Here is a 16149-nt window from a genome sequence, read left to right as displayed (position 1 = left end):
CGCCGTCCTCAGGGCCTCGTAGTTCCGCAGCAGCGTGTGTAGCGTCATCATCTAGCTATTCTTCAGGAAACACTGCCAATCCAATTCAGCCCAATGGACAGTTGAGTTGGAGCCGGGTCATCTCCAAACTTCTGTGCAGAGGCGGCGCCCACTGCGCCCCCTCCTTCGGGCGTTCAACACGGATTCGACCGGGCACTTTGAGGTAAACAATTCTAGGTCGTGCTTGCCGGCGCAGGGTCGCGAGCAGAAGTCCAAATGGCCACGCAAGACATTCGCGGTCGCGCTAAAGTTGGTCCACTGCGCGCCGCATGAGATCCCTAGCGCCGATTCGCTGTGGGGTTTCTTGTGGGGTTTCTGGACTAGGGCAGAAGAATTGCTTTGATCAATCAATCACTTGGCGTCGATGTCGACATTCAGGTGCAAAACATCGAGTGAGCGTTCAGCACGTCTCAGATGGGCGTGCGCAGCGGCTCCCCTGCCAAGTGCCGCGCGGCGTTGTCCATAAAACACGCCAAGGCGGCCTGAAGCGCCTCGGGTGATGACCCGGCGACGTGGGGCGTGAGCACCACGTTCCGCAGGCCAATCAAGGCGGCAGGCGGATCCGGTTCGCCCTCGTAGACATCGAGCCCAGCCCCGCGCAGGCCGCCTGCGGAGAGCGCCTCCGCCAGCGCCGCCGTATCGACCAGGCTGCCCCGCGAGATGTTGACGAGAAACCCATCGCTGCCGAGGGCAGCCAGCACTACGGAATTGACGATGTGCCTGGTCGCCGCTCCGCCGGGAGCCGCCACGATCAGGAAGTCGCTCCAGTTCGCGAGCGCTTCGGCATCGCCGAAATACGCGTACGGCAAGTCCGAGCGCTTCGAGCGGTTGTGATAGCCCACGCTCATGTCGAAGGCCTCACAGCGGCGGGCGATCTTGCGGCCAATGCTTCCCAGCCCGAGGATCCCCACGCGCTTGTGCGCCAGTTGCGGAAAGAGCGGCAGGTCATCTCGCCACACGCCCTGCCGGCATGCGCTGTCGAGCGTGGGGATAGCGCGCACGGCGGAGAGCAGCAGCGCCAGCGCGTGATCGGCCACGCAGTCCTCATTGGAACCTGCGCCATTGGCCAGCGCGATCCCGCGGGAGCGCGCGTGCTCGACGGCGATGTTCTCGTAGCCGGCCCCGTAGGCGCATGCAAAGGTGAGACGGGGCATCGCGTCGATCTGGTCGGCAGAGATACCAATCGTTCCGTTGGTCAGGACAATCTCGATCTCTTCCCCGTGCGACCGGACGATCGCTTCTCGTTCGACCTGCGTGGGCGCATGACGCACATCGAAGCGCTCACGGAGTTGAGCGAGGAGTTGATCTCGAAGGGGGATCATCAGCAAGAGTACGGGCTTCATGCGTGCATTCTTACCCGTGTTCCGGCTCCCTCCTGCCTTCATCTCCTAAGAGCCGACCGCACCGCCACCGAGCGCCTTGTAAAGCGTCACCCGGTTGGTCAGCGCCGTGAGCTGCGTCGTCGCCAGCGTCTGCTGGGCGCTGTAGAGCGTGCGCTGGGCCACCAGTGCGTTCAGGAAGGTATCGACGCCTTTCGAGTAGCGGTCGCTGGCGAGCTGGTAGCTGGCCTGGGCGGCCGCGACCAGCGCCTGCTGGGCGGCGAGTTGCTCCGCCATCGTGCCCTGCCGGGCGAGCGCGTCGGCGGTCTCGCGGAAGGCGGTTTGCACGGCGAGTTCGTAGGCGGCCACGTACCCGTCGCGCTGGGCCTGCGAATACTGCAGGGCAGAGCGATGGGCGCCGCCGTCGAACAGCGTGAGACCCAGCGCGGGCGCGGCGCTCCAGACGCTGGCGCCGCCGCTGAACAGCGAGGACAGCGCGGTGCTCGCGAGGCCGGCGCTGCCAGTCAGCGTGAGCTGCGGGAAGAAGGCCGCGCGGGCCGCGCCGATGTTGGCGTTGGCCGCCTTCAGCTGGTGCTCGGCTTGCAGCACGTCGGGCCGGCGCAGCAGCACCTCGGACGACAGCCCGGCCGGCACATCGGCGAGCCACTCGCTCGCGGGCTGAGCCGCCCCTGGCAGCAGCGCATCGGCCACGGGGCCGCCCACCAACAGTTCCAGCGCGTTGCGGTCCTGCGCCACAGCGGTGGTGGCACTGGCGACGTCGGCGCGGGCCTGCTGGTAGATGGTCTCGGCATCCGTCACGTCCACGCGCGAGGCCACGCCGACGTCCAGGCGCTTGCGCGTCAGCGCCATCGTCTGCTCCGCCGCGGCCAGGGTCCGCCGCGACAGTTCCAGCAGGCTCTGATCGGCCGCCAGGGTGAACCAGGCGGTGGCGGTGCTCGCGATCAGGCTGATGCGCGTGCTGCGGCTGGCCTCTTCCGACGCGAGATAGGTTTCCAGCGCGGCGCCGGTCAGGCTGCGGACGCGGCCGAACAGGTCCAGCTCGTACGAGCTCACGCCAGCAGCGGCGCTGTAGCTGTGCGTGGTGGACGCCGCATTACCGCTGCCGCCGTTGAGCGCGCGGGACGCGCTGCCCGACACGTTGGCCTGCACGGTGGGCACCAGCGCCGCGCGCTGCTCGCCGTACTGGGCACGGGCCGATTCGATGTCGCTGATCGTCTTGCGCAAGGACCGGCTGCCGGCCAGCGCCTGCGTGACGACTTGGCGCAGCCGCTCGTCGAGGATGAAGGACTGCCAGGGCAGATCGGCCGCGGTGCTGCTCGCGGCTGCCGCGGGTGCATAGGCCGGCCCGGTGGGCCAGCTTGCAGCCACGGGCGCCTCAGGGCGTTTGTACTCGGGCGTGAGCCCGGCGCAGGCGCTCAGCATGAGCAAGGCGGCGATCGAGAAGAGGTTGCGGGTCATGTCAGTGAGATTCCTTCTTGTGCTCGCCGAACATCCGGCGCACGCCGACGAAGAACATCGGCACGAGGAAGATCGCGAGCGCCGTAGCGGTCAAGGTGCCGCCGACGATGCCGGAGCCGATGGACACACGGCTGTTGGCGCCGGCGCCGGTGGACACGGCCAGCGGCAGCACACCCGCGATGAAGGCCAGCGAGGTCATCAGGATCGGGCGCAGCCGCAACCGCGCGCCTTCGATGGCGGCGGCCGTCAGCTTCATGCCGGAGGCGTAGGCCGCGTCGGCGAACTCGACGATCAGGATCGCGTTCTTGGCCGACAGGCCGATCGTTGTCAGCAGCGCCACCTGGAAGTACACGTCGTTCTCCAGACCCCGCACGGTGGCGGCCAGCACCGCGCCGACCACGCCCAGCGGGATCACCAGCAGCACCGAGATCGGGATCGACCAGCTCTCGTACAGCGCTGCCAGGCAGAGGAAGACGACGACGATCGAGATCGCGTACAGCTTGCCCGTCTGGCCGCTGGCCTGGCGCTCCTGGTAGGACTGGCCGCTCCAGGCGTAGTTGCTGCCTGCGGGAAGCTTGCTGGCGAGCTGCTCCATCTCGTCCATCGCCGTGCCCGAGCTGATGCCGCTGCCGGCCGCGCCCTGGATCGAGTAGGACGCCAGGCCGTTGTAGCGCGAGAGCGTCTCGGGCCCGTAGGTCCACGCGGTGGTGGCGAAGGTGGAGAACGGCGTCATCACGCTCGTGCCCGCGCTGCTGGTGCCGCGCACCTGCCATTCGTCCAGGTCCTCGGGCTTGGCGCGATAGGCGGCGTCACCCTGCAGGTAGACCTTCTTGACGCGGGCACGGTCGATGAAGTCGTTGACGTAGAGGCCGGCCCAGGCGGTGCTGAGCGTGTCGTTGATGTCGGTCAGCGACAGGCCCAGCGACAGGGCCTTGGCTTCGTCGACCTTGACGTTGAGCTGCGGCTGGTCTTCCAGGGTGCCGGAGCGCGCGGCGCTGAGCTTGGCGTCCTTACCGGCCTCGGCCAGCAGCGTGTCACGCATGCTCTTGAGCGTCGCGCGGTCGGTGCCGGCCGCGCCCTGCAGTTGGAACTCGAAGCCATTGGACTGGCCCAGGCCCGAGATGGACGGCGGCGTCAGCGCGAAGACCTGCGCGTCGCGCACCTTCTGCAGCGCGCCGGTGGCGCGAGCCGAGATCGTGTCGGAGCGGTTGGCGGCGCCGGAGCGCTCGCTCCAGTCCTTCAGGTTCACGAAGGCCATGCCGGCGTTCTGGCCGCTGCCGCTGAAGTTGAAGCCTGAGATCGTGAAGATCGCGCTGGTGTTGGCCTTCTCGTCGACGAGGAAGTGCTGCTCCACGGCCTTGGCCACCTCCATCGTGCGGGCCACGGAGGCGCCCACGGGCAAGGTGTACTGCACCATCACGTCGCCGGTGTCCTCGGTGGGCAGGAAGCCGGTGGGCAGGCGCAGCATCAGCCCGGCCATCAGCGCGACGATGCCGCCGTAGACGATCACCCAGCGCAGCGGCTTCTTCAGGATGCCGGCGACCCGGCCTTCGTAGCGGTTCGTCAAACGGTCGAAGCCGCGGTTGAACCAGCCGGCCAGGCCGCGCTGCCCGCCCTCCTCGTCATGCGGCTTCAGCAAGGTAGCGCAAAGCGCCGGCGTCAGGGTCAACGCCACCAGCACCGACAGCAGCATCGACGCGCAGATCGTGATCGAGAACTGCCGGTAGATCACGCCGGTGGAGCCGCTGAAGAAGGCCATCGGCAGGAACACTGCGATCAGCACCGTGGCAATGCCGACCAGCGCGCCGGTGATCTCGCCCATCGAGCGGATCGTGGCCTCGCGCGGCGGCAGTTTCTCCTCGCGCATCAGGCGCTCGACGTTCTCCACGACGACGATCGCGTCGTCCACCAGCAGGCCGATGGCCAGCACCATGCCGAACATCGTCAGCGTGTTGATCGAATAGCCGAAGACCTCCAACACGCCGAAGGTGCCCAGCAACACGACCGGCACCGCGATGGCCGGGATCAGGGTGGCGCGCCAGTTCTGCAGGAAGACGTACATCACCAGCACCACCAGCACGACGGCCTCGATCAGCGTCTTCACCACCTCCTCGATGGCGATCTTGACGAAGCGGGTGGAGTCCTTCGCGTAGGCCATCTTGTAGCCATGGGGCATGCCCGATTCCAGCGAGCTGATCAGCGCGCGCACGCGGTTGGCCGTGGTCAGCGCGTTGGCGCCCGGGGCCAATTGCACCGCGATGCCGGAGGCCGGATGACCGTTCAGCCGCGCCACGTTGTTGTAGCTCTCCGCGCCCAGCTCCACGCGGGCCACGTCGGACAGGCGCACGACGGCGCCGCTGCTGTCGTTCTTGACGATAATGGCGCGGAACTGCTCGGGCGTCTGCAGCTTGGACTGCGCGGTGACGGTGGCGTTCAATTGCTGCGTGCCGACCGTCGGCAAGGCGCCGATCTTGCCGGCCGAGACCTGCGTGTTCTGTGCCTGGATGGCGGCCTGCACGTCCGAAGGCATCAGCTTGTAGGCGGCGAGCTTGTGCGGGTCGAGCCAGATGCGCATTGCGTACTGCGCGCCGAAGACGTTGACGCCGCCCACGCCGTCCACCCGCGAGATCGGGTCCTGCAGGTTGCTGGCGAGGTAGTCGGCCACGTCCACCGCGGTGGCCTGGTCGGTCTCGTCGTAGACGGCGGCGATCATCAGGAAGTCGCTCTGCGACTTGGTCACCGTCACGCCCAGGTTCTGCACCGAGGTCGGCATGCGGGTGAGCGCCTGCTGCACCTTGTTCTGCACCTGCACTTGCGCGGTGTCGGCGTTCGTGCCCTGCTTGAAGGTGACGCTGATGCTCGCGCTGCCGGAGGACGAGCTGGTGGACGAGAAGTACAGCAGCCCGTCCAGGCCGGTCAGCTGCTGCTCGATGATCTGCGTAACGCTGTTCTCCACCGTCTCGGCGGAAGCGCCGGTGTAGGTGGCCTGGATGTTGACCGTGGGTGGGGCCACATCGGGGTATTGCGCCACCGGCAGGTTGGCGATGGACATCGCGCCGGCCAGCATGATGACGATGGCGATGACCCACGCGAAGATGGGTCGCTTGACGAAGTAACCGGCCAGCATCTCAGCGCCCCGCCTCGGCAACGGCCGCCGCGGGTGTCGAGGCCGCCACGTCGACGACCTTCACCGTGTCACCCGGGCGGATCTTGCTGAGACCTTGCACGATCAGCCGGTCGCCCGACTTCAGGCCGGCGGTGATCAACCACTGGTCGCCGATCGCGCGGGTCGCCGTCGGCGCGCGCTGCTCGACCTTGTTCTCCGCGTTCACCACCGAGGCCGTGGCATTGCCCTTGGCGTCGCGCGAGATGCCCTGCTGCGGCGCCAGGATGGCGGCGGGGTCCACCGCCTGGTCCAGCTGGGCCCTCACGTACATGCCGGGCAGCAGCACGCCCTTGGGGTTGGGGAACTGCGCGCGCAGGGTGACGCTGCCGGTGGATTCGTCCACCGCCACCTCGGCGAACTTCAGTTGGCCCTTCAGCGGATAGGCCGTGCCGTCCTCCAGCTTCAGGCTCACGCTGGCGCTGCCGGCATGCAGGTCGCCCTGGGCCAGCGAGCGGCGCAGCTGCAGCAACTGCGCGCTGGACTGGGTCAGGTCCACGTAGATCGGATCGAGCGCGCGGATCGTGGCCAGCGCCGTGGTCTGACCACTGGTGACGAGTGCGCCCGAGGTCACGCCGGAGATGCCGATGCGGCCCGAGATCGGCGCCCGCACCCGCGTGTAGTCGAGGTTGATGCGGGCCGTCTCATAGGCCGCCTTCTGCTGCGCCACCGAGGCCAGCGCCTGCAGATAGGCGGCGTGCGCGTCATCCGCATCCTGCTTGGCCACGCCCTGCACGGTGGCCAACTCGGCGTAGCGCTTGTCCTTCAGCTCGGCGGAGGCCAGCGTGGCCTGGGCATTGGCGAGCGCGGCCTTCGCCTGGTCGGCGGTGGCCTGGTAGCTGGCCGGGTCGATTTCGTAGAGCAGCTGGCCGGCCTTGACCAGCGAGCCTTCCTCGAACTTGCGCGCCTTGAGGATGCCGGTGACCTGCGGGCGCACGTCCGACACTTCGGAGGCCGTCGTGCGGCCGGGCAGATCGGTGGGCAGCTCCACGCGCTGCGTGGCGAGCGTGACGACGCCCACCTCGACCGGACCGCGGGCCACGGGAGCCGGTGCCTTCGAGCAGGCGCACAAAGCAGCGATGAGAGCGCCAGCCAGCGCGGTGCGGATCGGCCAGGCCGTGACCCGGATTTTTTCTTCTTGAACCATTGCGAAAGCGATGCCTTCTCGTATGACCATGGAGCCGAAACCGGCGGTTCCAGCGTGTGTCCAGATCGTAGAAAAGCCCCCCGTTCAGCGCGGTTCAGCAGGGTTAAAGTGGGTAAAAAGCGCCGTTGCCACACCGTAAACCGCGCGAATCACGGGACACTCGCGGCGATCAAAGCCCCCCCGCCATGACCAAAGTCCTTCTCGTCGACGACGACCTCGAACTCACCGCCATGCTGGCCCGCTACCTCGCCAGCGAAGGCTTCGACGTGCACCAGCGGCACGACGGCGAACAGGGCGCGATCGAAGCCGTGTCGGGCGGCTACGCCATCGTGGTGCTGGACATCATGCTGCCGCGCATGTCGGGCATCGAGACGCTGCAGCGCATCCGCACGCAGAGCCAGGTGCCGGTGCTGATGCTGACCGCGCGGGGCGACAACATCGACCGCATCGTCGGCCTCAACATGGGCGCGGACGACTATGTGCCCAAGCCCTGCACGCCGGGCGAGCTGGTGGCGCGCATCCGCGCGATCCTGCGCCGCACCGAGGCCCGCCACGCGCAGGAGCCGGCCAGCCCGCCCAGCGTGATCCAGGCCGGCGAGCTGCGACTGGCGCCAGGCAACCAGACGGCCACCTGGTTCGGCGCGCCGCTGGAGCTGACCGGCACCGAGTACCGGCTGATGGAGGTGCTGGCCCGCCATGCCGGCACGCTCACCAGCAAGCAGGACATTTCGCAGGAGGCCTTCGGCCGGCCGCTCGCGCCCTTCGACCGCCGCATCGACGTGCACATCAGCAGCATCCGCCAGAAGCTGGGCCTGCGACCCGACGGACAGTCGTGGATACAGAGCGTGCGCGGCCTGGGCTACCAGCTGCTGAAGGACTGAAGGTGGAAGCGCCCCGCCCCGTCCGGCGCCTGTTCTGGAAGCTGCTGCTGGCGCTGACCATCAGCATGCTCGTTTCCTTCGCCGCCACCTCGGTCTACTTCCGCATCTTCGGCCCGACGCATCACGACGACGGCAAGGGCCCGCTGATGATCCTGGGCCTCTTCCCCGTGGTCCCGCTGATCGTGGCTTCCGCCGCCTTCTTCGTCACCGGCCTGCTGGTCGCCTGGTACTTGTCGCGCCCGCTGCATCACCTGAGCTGGGCGCTACGCCAGGCCTCGGCCGGCCGGCTCGACACGCGGGTCAGCCCGCTGATGGGCGGCCGCAGCGACGAGATTACCGACCTCGCGATGGAGTTCGATCGCATGGCCGCGCAACTGCAGCAGCTGACCGAATCCCGCCAGGTGCTGCTGCACGACATGTCGCACGAGCTGCGCTCGCCGCTGGGCCGCATGCAGGCGGCCATCGGCCTGTTCCGGCAATCGCAGGGCACGGCGGCGGACGCGCTGGACCGCATCGAGCGCGAGGTCGGCCGGCTCGACGCGCTGATCGGCGAGCTGCTGACCCTGCACCGGCTGGAGGCCGGCCCGTCTGACGCGGCCGAGCGCTCGCGGGTCGACCTGATCGAGCTGCTGCTGGCGATCGTGGAGGACGCGGACTTCGAAGCGCGCCATGCCGGCTCCGCCGTCGAGTGCAAGGCCGCGGGCAGCTTCGTCACCGAGGTCAACGGCGAGCTGATGTACCGCGCCTTCGAGAATGTCGTGCGCAACGCGGTCAAGTACACGGCGCCGGGAACGACCGTCTCGGTGCTGGCCGAGACCGTCGACGAGGGCAAGACCCTGCTGGTGCGCGTGCTGGACCGCGGGCCGGGCGTGCCGCCGCACCAGTTGCAGAAGATCTTCGAGCCCTTCGTGCGGGTCGAGGGCAGCGAGCACGTGCGCGGCGTCGGCCTGGGCCTGGCCATCACGCAGCGGGCCCTGCACATGCACGGCGGCTCCGTGCAGGCGCACCTGCGGGCGGACGGCGGCCTCGAGGTCCGGATGCGGGTGCCGGTTCAGGCCTCGGCCGGTGGCAGCGCCGCGCCGTAGCTCAGCGCCATCAGCACCACCGCATCCTCGATCTCTTCAAGAGGCGGCAATTCGTCGCTGGCCGTCAGCGCGCGCATCACGCCGCCGATGCCGTGGGTGATGACGAAGGCCTGGGCCGGCGTCAGCTTGCGCGCAGGCTGCCCCGGTGAGGCGAGACCCTCAGCGGTGAATAGAGCGATCAGCCGGCTGTAGAGCGGCGACAGGCGGTCACCCGGCATGTGCGTCAGCGCGTGCTGCATCAGCAGCCGGTGGACGCGCGTGCGCCCGCCGTAGCTGCCAACCACGGCGCGCATGATCCGCCGGATGCGCTCGCCCGGCTGGATCACCGCGTCGCCTTCCATCGTGTCCAGCACCTGCGTGGCCAGCGCGCCCATTTCCTTGCGCACCATCGCGTCCAGCAGCGCCTGCTTGCTGTCGAAGTACTGGTAAAGCGTGCCGATGCTGACGCCCGCCTTGGCGGCGACGGCATTGGTCGTCAGCGAAGCGATGTCGCCCTCCTCCAGCAGGCGCATTGCCGCCTCCAGCAGCAGCTCGACCTTCATCTGCGAGCGCGCCTGCTGCGGCTTCCTGCGCGCCACGGGTTCGTCCGGCGGGCCTTTTCGGGTCATGGTGTCTCCACGCGGGCGGGCTTCAGAGGCGTGCCGTGAACGCATGCGCCGCGCGATGCAGATGCGCGAGGAAATGCCGGACGCTGGGCTTCAGGCCCATCTCCGCCCGCGCCAGCGCGCTCAGCGTGAGCTTCAGCGGCCCCTCCTCCACCGTGACCACCTGCAGATGCTGCATCGCGAAGGCATGCATCGCGATCTGCCGCGGCAGCAGGCCGACGATATTGCCGCTGGCAATGACGGACAGCAGGCCCAGGGTCGAATTGACCAGCGCCCCGGCAGGCGGTGGCTTCAGGCCGTGGCTCTCGAACAGCTTCTTCGCATAGCCCGCGTCGGACGAGGCGCCCGTGTAGACCCAGGGCGAGTCGCCCAGCTCGGCCAGGCGCTTCGCACGCGCCAGCGGATGGCCCTTGCGCACGACGATGACCATGTCGATCGGCATCAACTTCTCGACGATGAACTCGCCCGGCGGTAGATGCTCCGGCAGCGGCCCCAGCGCGATGTCCACCTCGCCCTTGCGCAGGCGCGTGAGCTGGGCGATGTAGAGCTCCTCGAAGATGCTGAGCTGGATGTCGGGAAACTCCTGCCCGAAGGTGCGCAGCGCCTCCGGCACCAGAAGCATCACCGCCAGCGGCACCGCGCCGATCTTCAGTGTGCCGGTCATGCGCCCGTCGAGCTGCTGGATCTGGTCGACCGCATGGGCCAGCTCACGGTCCGCGGCGCGGGCACGCTCGTACAGCACCATGCCCTGCGCGGTGGCCAGCACGCCGGTGGTCGAGCGCAGCAGCAGCGAGGTGGCCAGCTCCCGCTCCAGCTCGCGGATCATCTTCGTCAATGCGGGCTGCGAGACGCCGATGCGCCGGGCCGCCGCGCGCATGCTGCCTTCCTCGATGGCGGCGGCAAGTGCGCGCAGGTTGGTGAGTTTCATGCCGGGCGATGTTACCCAGCGTCGAGGCGAGACCCGTCAGTCGACATAACGGAGCCCGGCTTTCGCCAGCGGCTCGCGCATCGCATACATGTCCAGGCCCAGCACACCCGAGGCCAGCTTCGCGCGCTTCTCGCCCTCGAAGGCTTCGCGCTTCGCTGCGGCCGCGGCCACTTCGGCCACTCGCGCGGCCGGCACGACGACGATGCCGTCGTCGTCCGCCACGACCGCGTCGCCCGGCGTCACCAGCATGCCGGCGCAGACGATCGGCACGTTGACCGAACCCAGCGTGGCCTTGACCGTGCCCTTGGCGCTGATGGCCTTGCTCCACACCGGGAAGCCCATCTCGGTGAGCGTCTTCACGTCGCGCACGCCGGCGTCGATGATCAGCGCCCTCGCTCCTCTTGCCTGGAAGCTGGTGGCGAGCAGGTCGCCGAAGTAGCCGTCGGTGCATTCGGCCGTCACTGCCGCGACGACGATGTCGCCGGGCCGGATCTGCTCGGCGGCGACGTGCAGCATCCAGTTGTCGCCGGGCTGCAGCAGCACGGTCACGGCCGTGCCGGAGACCTGGGCGCCGGCGTAGATCGGTCGCATGTACGGCTGCAGCAGGCCGACCCTTCCCATGGCTTCGTGCACGGTGGCGGTGCCCAGTGCGGCAAGCTCATCAGTGGCCGCACGGTCGGCGCGTTGGATGTTGCGATAGCAGATGCCCAGTTCGTACATCTCAGAGTCCTTTGGCTTTCAGTTGTGCGTCCAGGCGGCTGAACACGCGGCGCGCATTGCCTTCGAAGACCTGCATGCGCTCCTCGTCGCTGAGGTGGGGCGTGGCCTGGATGTAGCGCCGGGTGTCGTCGTAGGCGTGGCCGGTCTCGGGATCGGTGCCGCGCACGGCGCCGATCATCTCGGAGGCGAAGAGCACGTTCTTGACCGGGATGACCTTCGTCAGCAGGTCGATGCCGGGCTGGTGGTAGACGCAGGTGTCGAAGAAGAGGTTGTTCAGCAGATGGTCTTGCAGCAGGGGCTTCTTCATCTCCTGGGCCAGGCCCCGGAAGCGGCCCCAGTGGTAGGGCACAGCGCCGCCACCGTGGGGGATCAGGAACTTCAGCGTGGGGAAGTCCTTGAAGAGATCGCCCTGCAGGCACTGCATGAAGGCGGTGGTGTCGGCGTTCAGGTAGTGGGCGCCAGTGGTGTGGAAGCAGGCGTTGCAGCTGGTGGAGACGTGGATCATGGCCGGCACGTCCAGCTCGACCATCTTCTCGTAGATCGGGTACCAGTGGCGGTCGGTCAGCGGCGGGCTGGTCCAGTGGCCGCCGGAGGGGTCGGGGTTCAGGTTGAGGCCGACGTTGCCGTACTGCTCGACGCACCTCAAGAGTTCCGGGATGCACGTGGCCGGGTCGACGCCGGGGCTCTGGGGGAGCATGGCGGCGGGCACGAAGTGGTCCGGGAAGAGCTGGCTGACGCGGAAGCACAGCTCGTTGCAGATGGCGGCCCAGGTGGCGGAGGTCTCGAAGTCGCCGATGTGGTGGGCCATGAAGCTGGCGCGGGGGCTGAAGATGGTGAGGTCGCTGCCGCGCTCGCGCATCTTGGCCAGTTGGTTCAGCTCGATCGACTCGCGCAGTTCGTCGTCGCTGATGCGCAGCTCGCTGGCCGAGGGGCCTCGGCCCGGGAGCGCGGCGATCTGCTTGTCGCGCCAGGCGCCCAGCGCTGCCGGGGCTGTCGTGTAGTGGCCGTGGACGTCGATGATCATCGTTGTCTTCATGTTCCTGCTATTGCCATTCCCTGGGCCTGCCGGATCGCGTCTTGCGCGGGCGCGGCCATGAATTCCAGTGCCTCGTGGGCAGCGGCGCGCTGCGTCGACCCGGCACCGACCGCGCCGACGAAGCGCGTCACGATCTCCTCGCCCGGCGGCATGACGCCGAGCAGCTCGATGCCGGGCTGGCCGCGCAGCTCGCTCAGTTGCTGGAAGCCGAGATCGGCCTGACCGGCAGCCAGCATCGCGGCCACCGGCACGCCCGGCCGCGACTGGACAAGGCGCCCCTGCAGCGACTCGGCCAGGCCCCAGCGCTCGATCAGGCGGACCAGCGCCACGCCGCTGGGACCGGTCGAGAAGCCGATGCGAGCGGCGCCAAGCAAGGCCTGGCGCAACGACGCTGCCGAGCCGATGTCGACTCGCGCCGCACCGGCCGGCACCGCGATCGCGACCTCTGAAACCCCGATCACACGGGGTTCGCCCACGAGCCGGCCTGCCCTGAGCTGCTTTGCGATCGCCTCCTCGGCGAGCACGACCAGATCGAAGACCTCGCCGTTCTCCAGCCGCAGCACCGCGTCGACGCCACCGACCGATTCGAACGCCAGGCTGCCCGCGAAGGCCGACGACAGCGCTGCAACGAGACCCTGCGTCGCCTTCGAGCCAATGCCACGCAGCGCCATCGTCCGACTTGCCTCAGAACGAGTGGCGGATGCCCATGGCAAGGCCAGTCTGCCCTTGGCCGGCAACCGGCGTCGCGCCGGCCGCGCCATTGCTGACGCCCAGGGCCAGGGTGCCGTCGTTGGCCATGTGTCCGGCCGTGGCGTAGACCGCCGTGCGCTTGGAGAACTGGTAGGTGGTGCGCAGGGCGACCAGGGTCGCCTGGTTCGCGCTGTTCTTGTAGTCGAGCTTGAAGACCTCGGCGTCGGCGCTCCAGGCCGGCGTGAAGTTGTAGGTGCCGCCGATGTACCAGAGGTCGCTCTTCGGCGTCGTCGCGCTGCCGTCGTTCTTGCGGCTGATCAGGCCCGCGCCGAGCTTGAAGTCCGGGCCGAACTTGGCCCAGCCGGCGATCGACGAGCGGCGGTCCTTCAGCGCGCTGCTGGTCAGGCCCGCGAAGGCGCCCGCACCACCGCGGATCTCGTCGACGACGGCCACCGCGCCCCAGGTCGGCGCGTCGTACTTCAGCATCGCCGACCACTGGCGGCAGGCCGAGGTATCCGCCGCGTTCTCGCCGGCGCAGTTGGTGCCCGAGGGGCTGGGCCCGGCGTTCACTGCATCGCGGCCGAAGCTGTAGGTGCCGCCGACGGTGAAGCCGCTGAAGGTGCCGCGGTAGGCGATCGTGTTGTCCACGCGGTCGTTGGGCAGGTAGCTGTCCAGCGAGCCGGAACCGAAGGTGTTGGGGCCGAGGATGTCGGCGTCCAGCTGCGACCAGAACAGCATCGAGTACTGGCGGCCCAGCGACAGGGTACCCCAGTTGCCCTGCAGGCCGACGAAGGCCTGGCGGCCCCAGGCACGCCCGCCCTGGTTGAAGGTGCCCGAGTCCAGGCCCATGCCCATCTCCAAGGTGAAGACGGCCTTCAGGCCATCGCCCAGGTCCTCGCTGCCGCGGAAGCCCAGCCGCGACGGGAAGCTGCCGGCCAAGCCCGGCATGCGGGTCAGCGAGTCGTGGCCCGCGCCGACGTTGTTCAGGTGCTCGACGGCCTGGTCCAGCAGGCCGTAGATGGTCACGTTCTGCGCCTGGGCCGCGCCGCACAGGGCCAGCGTGGCGATGGCGATGCCGGTCTTGATCTTGTTCATGAATGTCTCCTCGTTGTTGTCGGTGGATCTATCGGGTGGGTGACTTGTCATCCCAGTTCAGCGGGCCGGCCCCCTCGCCGGCGACCGAGTACAGGGCCTTGGTGTTGCGCGTCGCCTGGAAGGCCTCCAGCGTCTCGCCGCGCATCGCCGCGTAGATGTGCAGGTTGGACACGCCGACCACGGCGCCCAGCTTCTCCAGCACGAAGAAGATCGCGCCGTAGCGGATCAACCCGCGCCAGTCGCGGCGACGGATCAGGTCGCGCTCGGCCTCGCTCAGCGCGGCGCGCTCGTACTCGGTCTCCTCGTCGGCGAGGAAGGCGGCGCGCCGTTCGGGCACGATCAGCTCGTGCAGGAAGGCGTTGACGCGGTAGCCCTGCACGCCGCGTTCGATCGTGAACGGATAGGTGCCGGGCAGGTGCTCGATGCCGGCGAGCTGCTCGTCGGCGCGGCTCGGCTCGCGCGGCGGCTCCTCGGCGTTCTCGTAGATCGCGGTGGCGATGCCCGCCATCGACGGCAGGTAGTAGCTGCGGTGCAGGCAGTTCACCCGCCGCGCCAGCGCGCCGCGCATCACCAGCCACATGATCACCTCGCTGCCCTCCAGGCCGCCCAGCTCGGCGTACTGCGCATGCGTCAGCGCGGCGAGCTGCTCGGGATCGGTCTCGAACAGGTCGAGGAAGCGCTGGTCCCACTCGGTGTTGTTGAAGCCGGCCCGCTCGCCGTGCACCTGGTGCGACAAGCCACCGGTGGCGACGATCGCCACCTTGATGTCCTGCGGATAGCTCTCGATCGCGCGGCGCAGCGCCTGGCCCAGCTTGAAGCAGCGGCGCGCGGTGGGGATCGGGAACTGCAGCACGCCGATCTGCAACGGCACCAGGCGCTGGGGCCAGGTCTTGCCATCGTGGCGGCTCAGCACCGACAGCGGCGAGAAGCAGCCGTGATCCAGCGGGCGCTGCTGGAAAAAGCTCATGTCGAACTCGTCCGCCATCAGCGAGCGGCCCAGGTGCGCGGCGAAGGCCGGATCGCCCTGCGCCGGCGGCAGCGCGCGTGCACCGCCGCCCTCGTCGGCCGGCGCCCATTGCTCGCCGGTGCCCAGCGCGAAGGCCGAGTAATGGTCGAAGAAGAACGAGGTGATGTGATCGTTGTAGATCATCAGGAGCACGTCGGGCTTCTTCGCATCGAGCCACTGCTGCACCGGCGCGAAGGCGCTGAAGATCGGTGCCCAGACCGGGTCGTCGCGCTTGTCGCGGTCGAAGGCGAAGCCGATGGTCGGTGTGTGGGAGGCGGCGATGCCGCCGATGATGGTTGCCACGGTGATGACTTCTGCTTGTTGAACCTAAATCCGGCAGTCGAACGCGCCCGAGGGGCTGGCGAAGCGGGTCGCAGGCAAGGCGCGACGACGGCAAGTCGGAGAGATCGTCGTGTTCATCGGATGTTTCAGATCAGGTGAAGCGGTCAACTGCCGGATTTAGGTTTAAGTGACCGCGCATCCGTTTGTGATGCCGTCCAGTGTGTCGATGGACGGCCGGGCGTGGCGTGAGTTCGGCGCTAACAGGCCTCAGGGTTTCTTATCGGGGCGACGGGGCTCAGTGCGCGGCCACGCCGAGCCACTGATCAAGCGGCGCGGGATCAGCGAGCAACGCCGCACTCTCCGCCCGATACGCGATCCCGCCTCTGTCGAGCACGATCGCGTCATCCGTCACCCCCAGCACCATGTGCGGATGCTGCTCGACGACGATCGACGGCAGACCCTCCTCGCGCGCCACCCGCCGGATCGCCCGCAGCAGCTCCTCCACGATGATCGGCGCCAGCCCCTCCAGCGGCTCATCCAGAAGCAGCAGCTTCGGGTTGAGCACCAGCGCCCGGCCGAAGGCCAGCATCTGCTGCTCGCCGCCACTGAGCTGCGTCCCGAGGTTCCTCTTGCGCTCCGCCAGCCGCGGGAAGAGCTCGTACACCCTTGCCGGC

14 protein-coding genes are annotated in these 16149 nt (G+C 68.4%); 2 read left to right on the top strand and 12 right to left on the bottom strand.

From position 1 onward, the window contains the following. Positions 1–449 precede the first annotated feature (449 nt). The 4 genes from SNE35_RS31110 to SNE35_RS31095 are packed head-to-tail and all read right to left on the bottom strand — an operon-like array spanning position 450 to position 7147. Entirely contained in the window at positions 450–1382 is a 933-nt protein-coding gene (locus SNE35_RS31110; protein WP_320426960.1) for a 2-hydroxyacid dehydrogenase, read from the bottom strand. A 45-nt stretch (positions 1383–1427) separates the two neighbouring features. Then, positions 1428–2837: an efflux transporter outer membrane subunit gene (locus SNE35_RS31105; protein ID WP_320426959.1), complete on the bottom strand. Its 1410-nt coding sequence runs from the start codon at positions 2835–2837 to the stop codon at positions 1428–1430. Between the two features lies 1 nt (position 2838). Continuing rightward, entirely contained in the window at positions 2839–5964 is a 3126-nt protein-coding gene (locus tag SNE35_RS31100; protein ID WP_320426958.1) for an efflux RND transporter permease subunit, read from the bottom strand. Position 5965: 1 nt separating this feature from the next. Continuing rightward, positions 5966–7147 (bottom strand): efflux RND transporter periplasmic adaptor subunit, encoded by a 1182-nt coding sequence (locus SNE35_RS31095; protein WP_320426957.1) that lies wholly within the window; start codon positions 7145–7147, stop codon positions 5966–5968. Between the two features lie 185 nt (positions 7148–7332). Here SNE35_RS31095 and SNE35_RS31090 point away from each other — a divergent pair, with 185 nt between their 5' ends. Further along, entirely contained in the window at positions 7333–8028 is a 696-nt protein-coding gene (locus tag SNE35_RS31090; RefSeq protein ID WP_320426956.1) for a response regulator, read from the top strand. A gap of 2 nt (positions 8029–8030) precedes the next feature. Next, entirely contained in the window at positions 8031–9113 is a 1083-nt protein-coding gene (locus SNE35_RS31085) for a HAMP domain-containing sensor histidine kinase (RefSeq protein WP_320426955.1), read from the top strand. Here the strand turns inward: SNE35_RS31085 and SNE35_RS31080 are convergent. The 8 genes from SNE35_RS31080 to SNE35_RS31045 form a co-directional block, all read right to left on the bottom strand. Next, positions 9080–9721: a TetR/AcrR family transcriptional regulator gene (locus SNE35_RS31080; protein ID WP_320426954.1), complete on the bottom strand. Its 642-nt coding sequence runs from the start codon at positions 9719–9721 to the stop codon at positions 9080–9082. The two genes, SNE35_RS31085 and SNE35_RS31080, sit on opposite strands and share 34 nt — an antisense overlap. Before the next feature lie 22 nt (positions 9722–9743). Beyond that, the gene (locus SNE35_RS31075) at positions 9744–10646 is read right to left on the bottom strand and encodes a LysR family transcriptional regulator (protein WP_320426953.1); all 903 of its coding nucleotides are present in this window, start codon (positions 10644–10646) and stop codon (positions 9744–9746) included. Between the two features lie 36 nt (positions 10647–10682). After that, the gene (gene ligK / locus SNE35_RS31070) at positions 10683–11366 is read right to left on the bottom strand and encodes a 4-carboxy-4-hydroxy-2-oxoadipate aldolase/oxaloacetate decarboxylase (RefSeq protein WP_320426952.1); all 684 of its coding nucleotides are present in this window, start codon (positions 11364–11366) and stop codon (positions 10683–10685) included. 1 nt (position 11367) lies between these two features. Then, entirely contained in the window at positions 11368–12390 is a 1023-nt protein-coding gene (locus SNE35_RS31065) for an amidohydrolase family protein (protein WP_320427074.1), read from the bottom strand. An 8-nt stretch (positions 12391–12398) separates the two neighbouring features. Further along, positions 12399–13073, bottom strand: a complete 675-nt coding sequence (locus tag SNE35_RS31060; protein ID WP_320426951.1) for a substrate-binding domain-containing protein — start codon at positions 13071–13073, stop codon at positions 12399–12401. A gap of 13 nt (positions 13074–13086) precedes the next feature. Then, the gene (locus SNE35_RS31055) at positions 13087–14187 is read right to left on the bottom strand and encodes a porin (RefSeq protein ID WP_320426950.1); all 1101 of its coding nucleotides are present in this window, start codon (positions 14185–14187) and stop codon (positions 13087–13089) included. A 28-nt stretch (positions 14188–14215) separates the two neighbouring features. After that, the gene (locus tag SNE35_RS31050; RefSeq protein ID WP_320426949.1) at positions 14216–15496 is read right to left on the bottom strand and encodes a gallate dioxygenase; all 1281 of its coding nucleotides are present in this window, start codon (positions 15494–15496) and stop codon (positions 14216–14218) included. Between the two features lie 274 nt (positions 15497–15770). Next, positions 15771–16149, bottom strand: a 379-nt coding sequence (locus SNE35_RS31045) for an ATP-binding cassette domain-containing protein (protein WP_320426948.1), incomplete at its 5' end; no start/stop codon positions are given.

This window comes from Roseateles agri, assembly GCF_034043675.1.
Lineage (GTDB): Bacteria > Pseudomonadota > Gammaproteobacteria > Burkholderiales > Burkholderiaceae_C > KK5.
The sequence above is the reverse complement of the archived record's forward strand: the minus strand, read 5'-3'. Positions and strand labels throughout refer to the sequence as shown.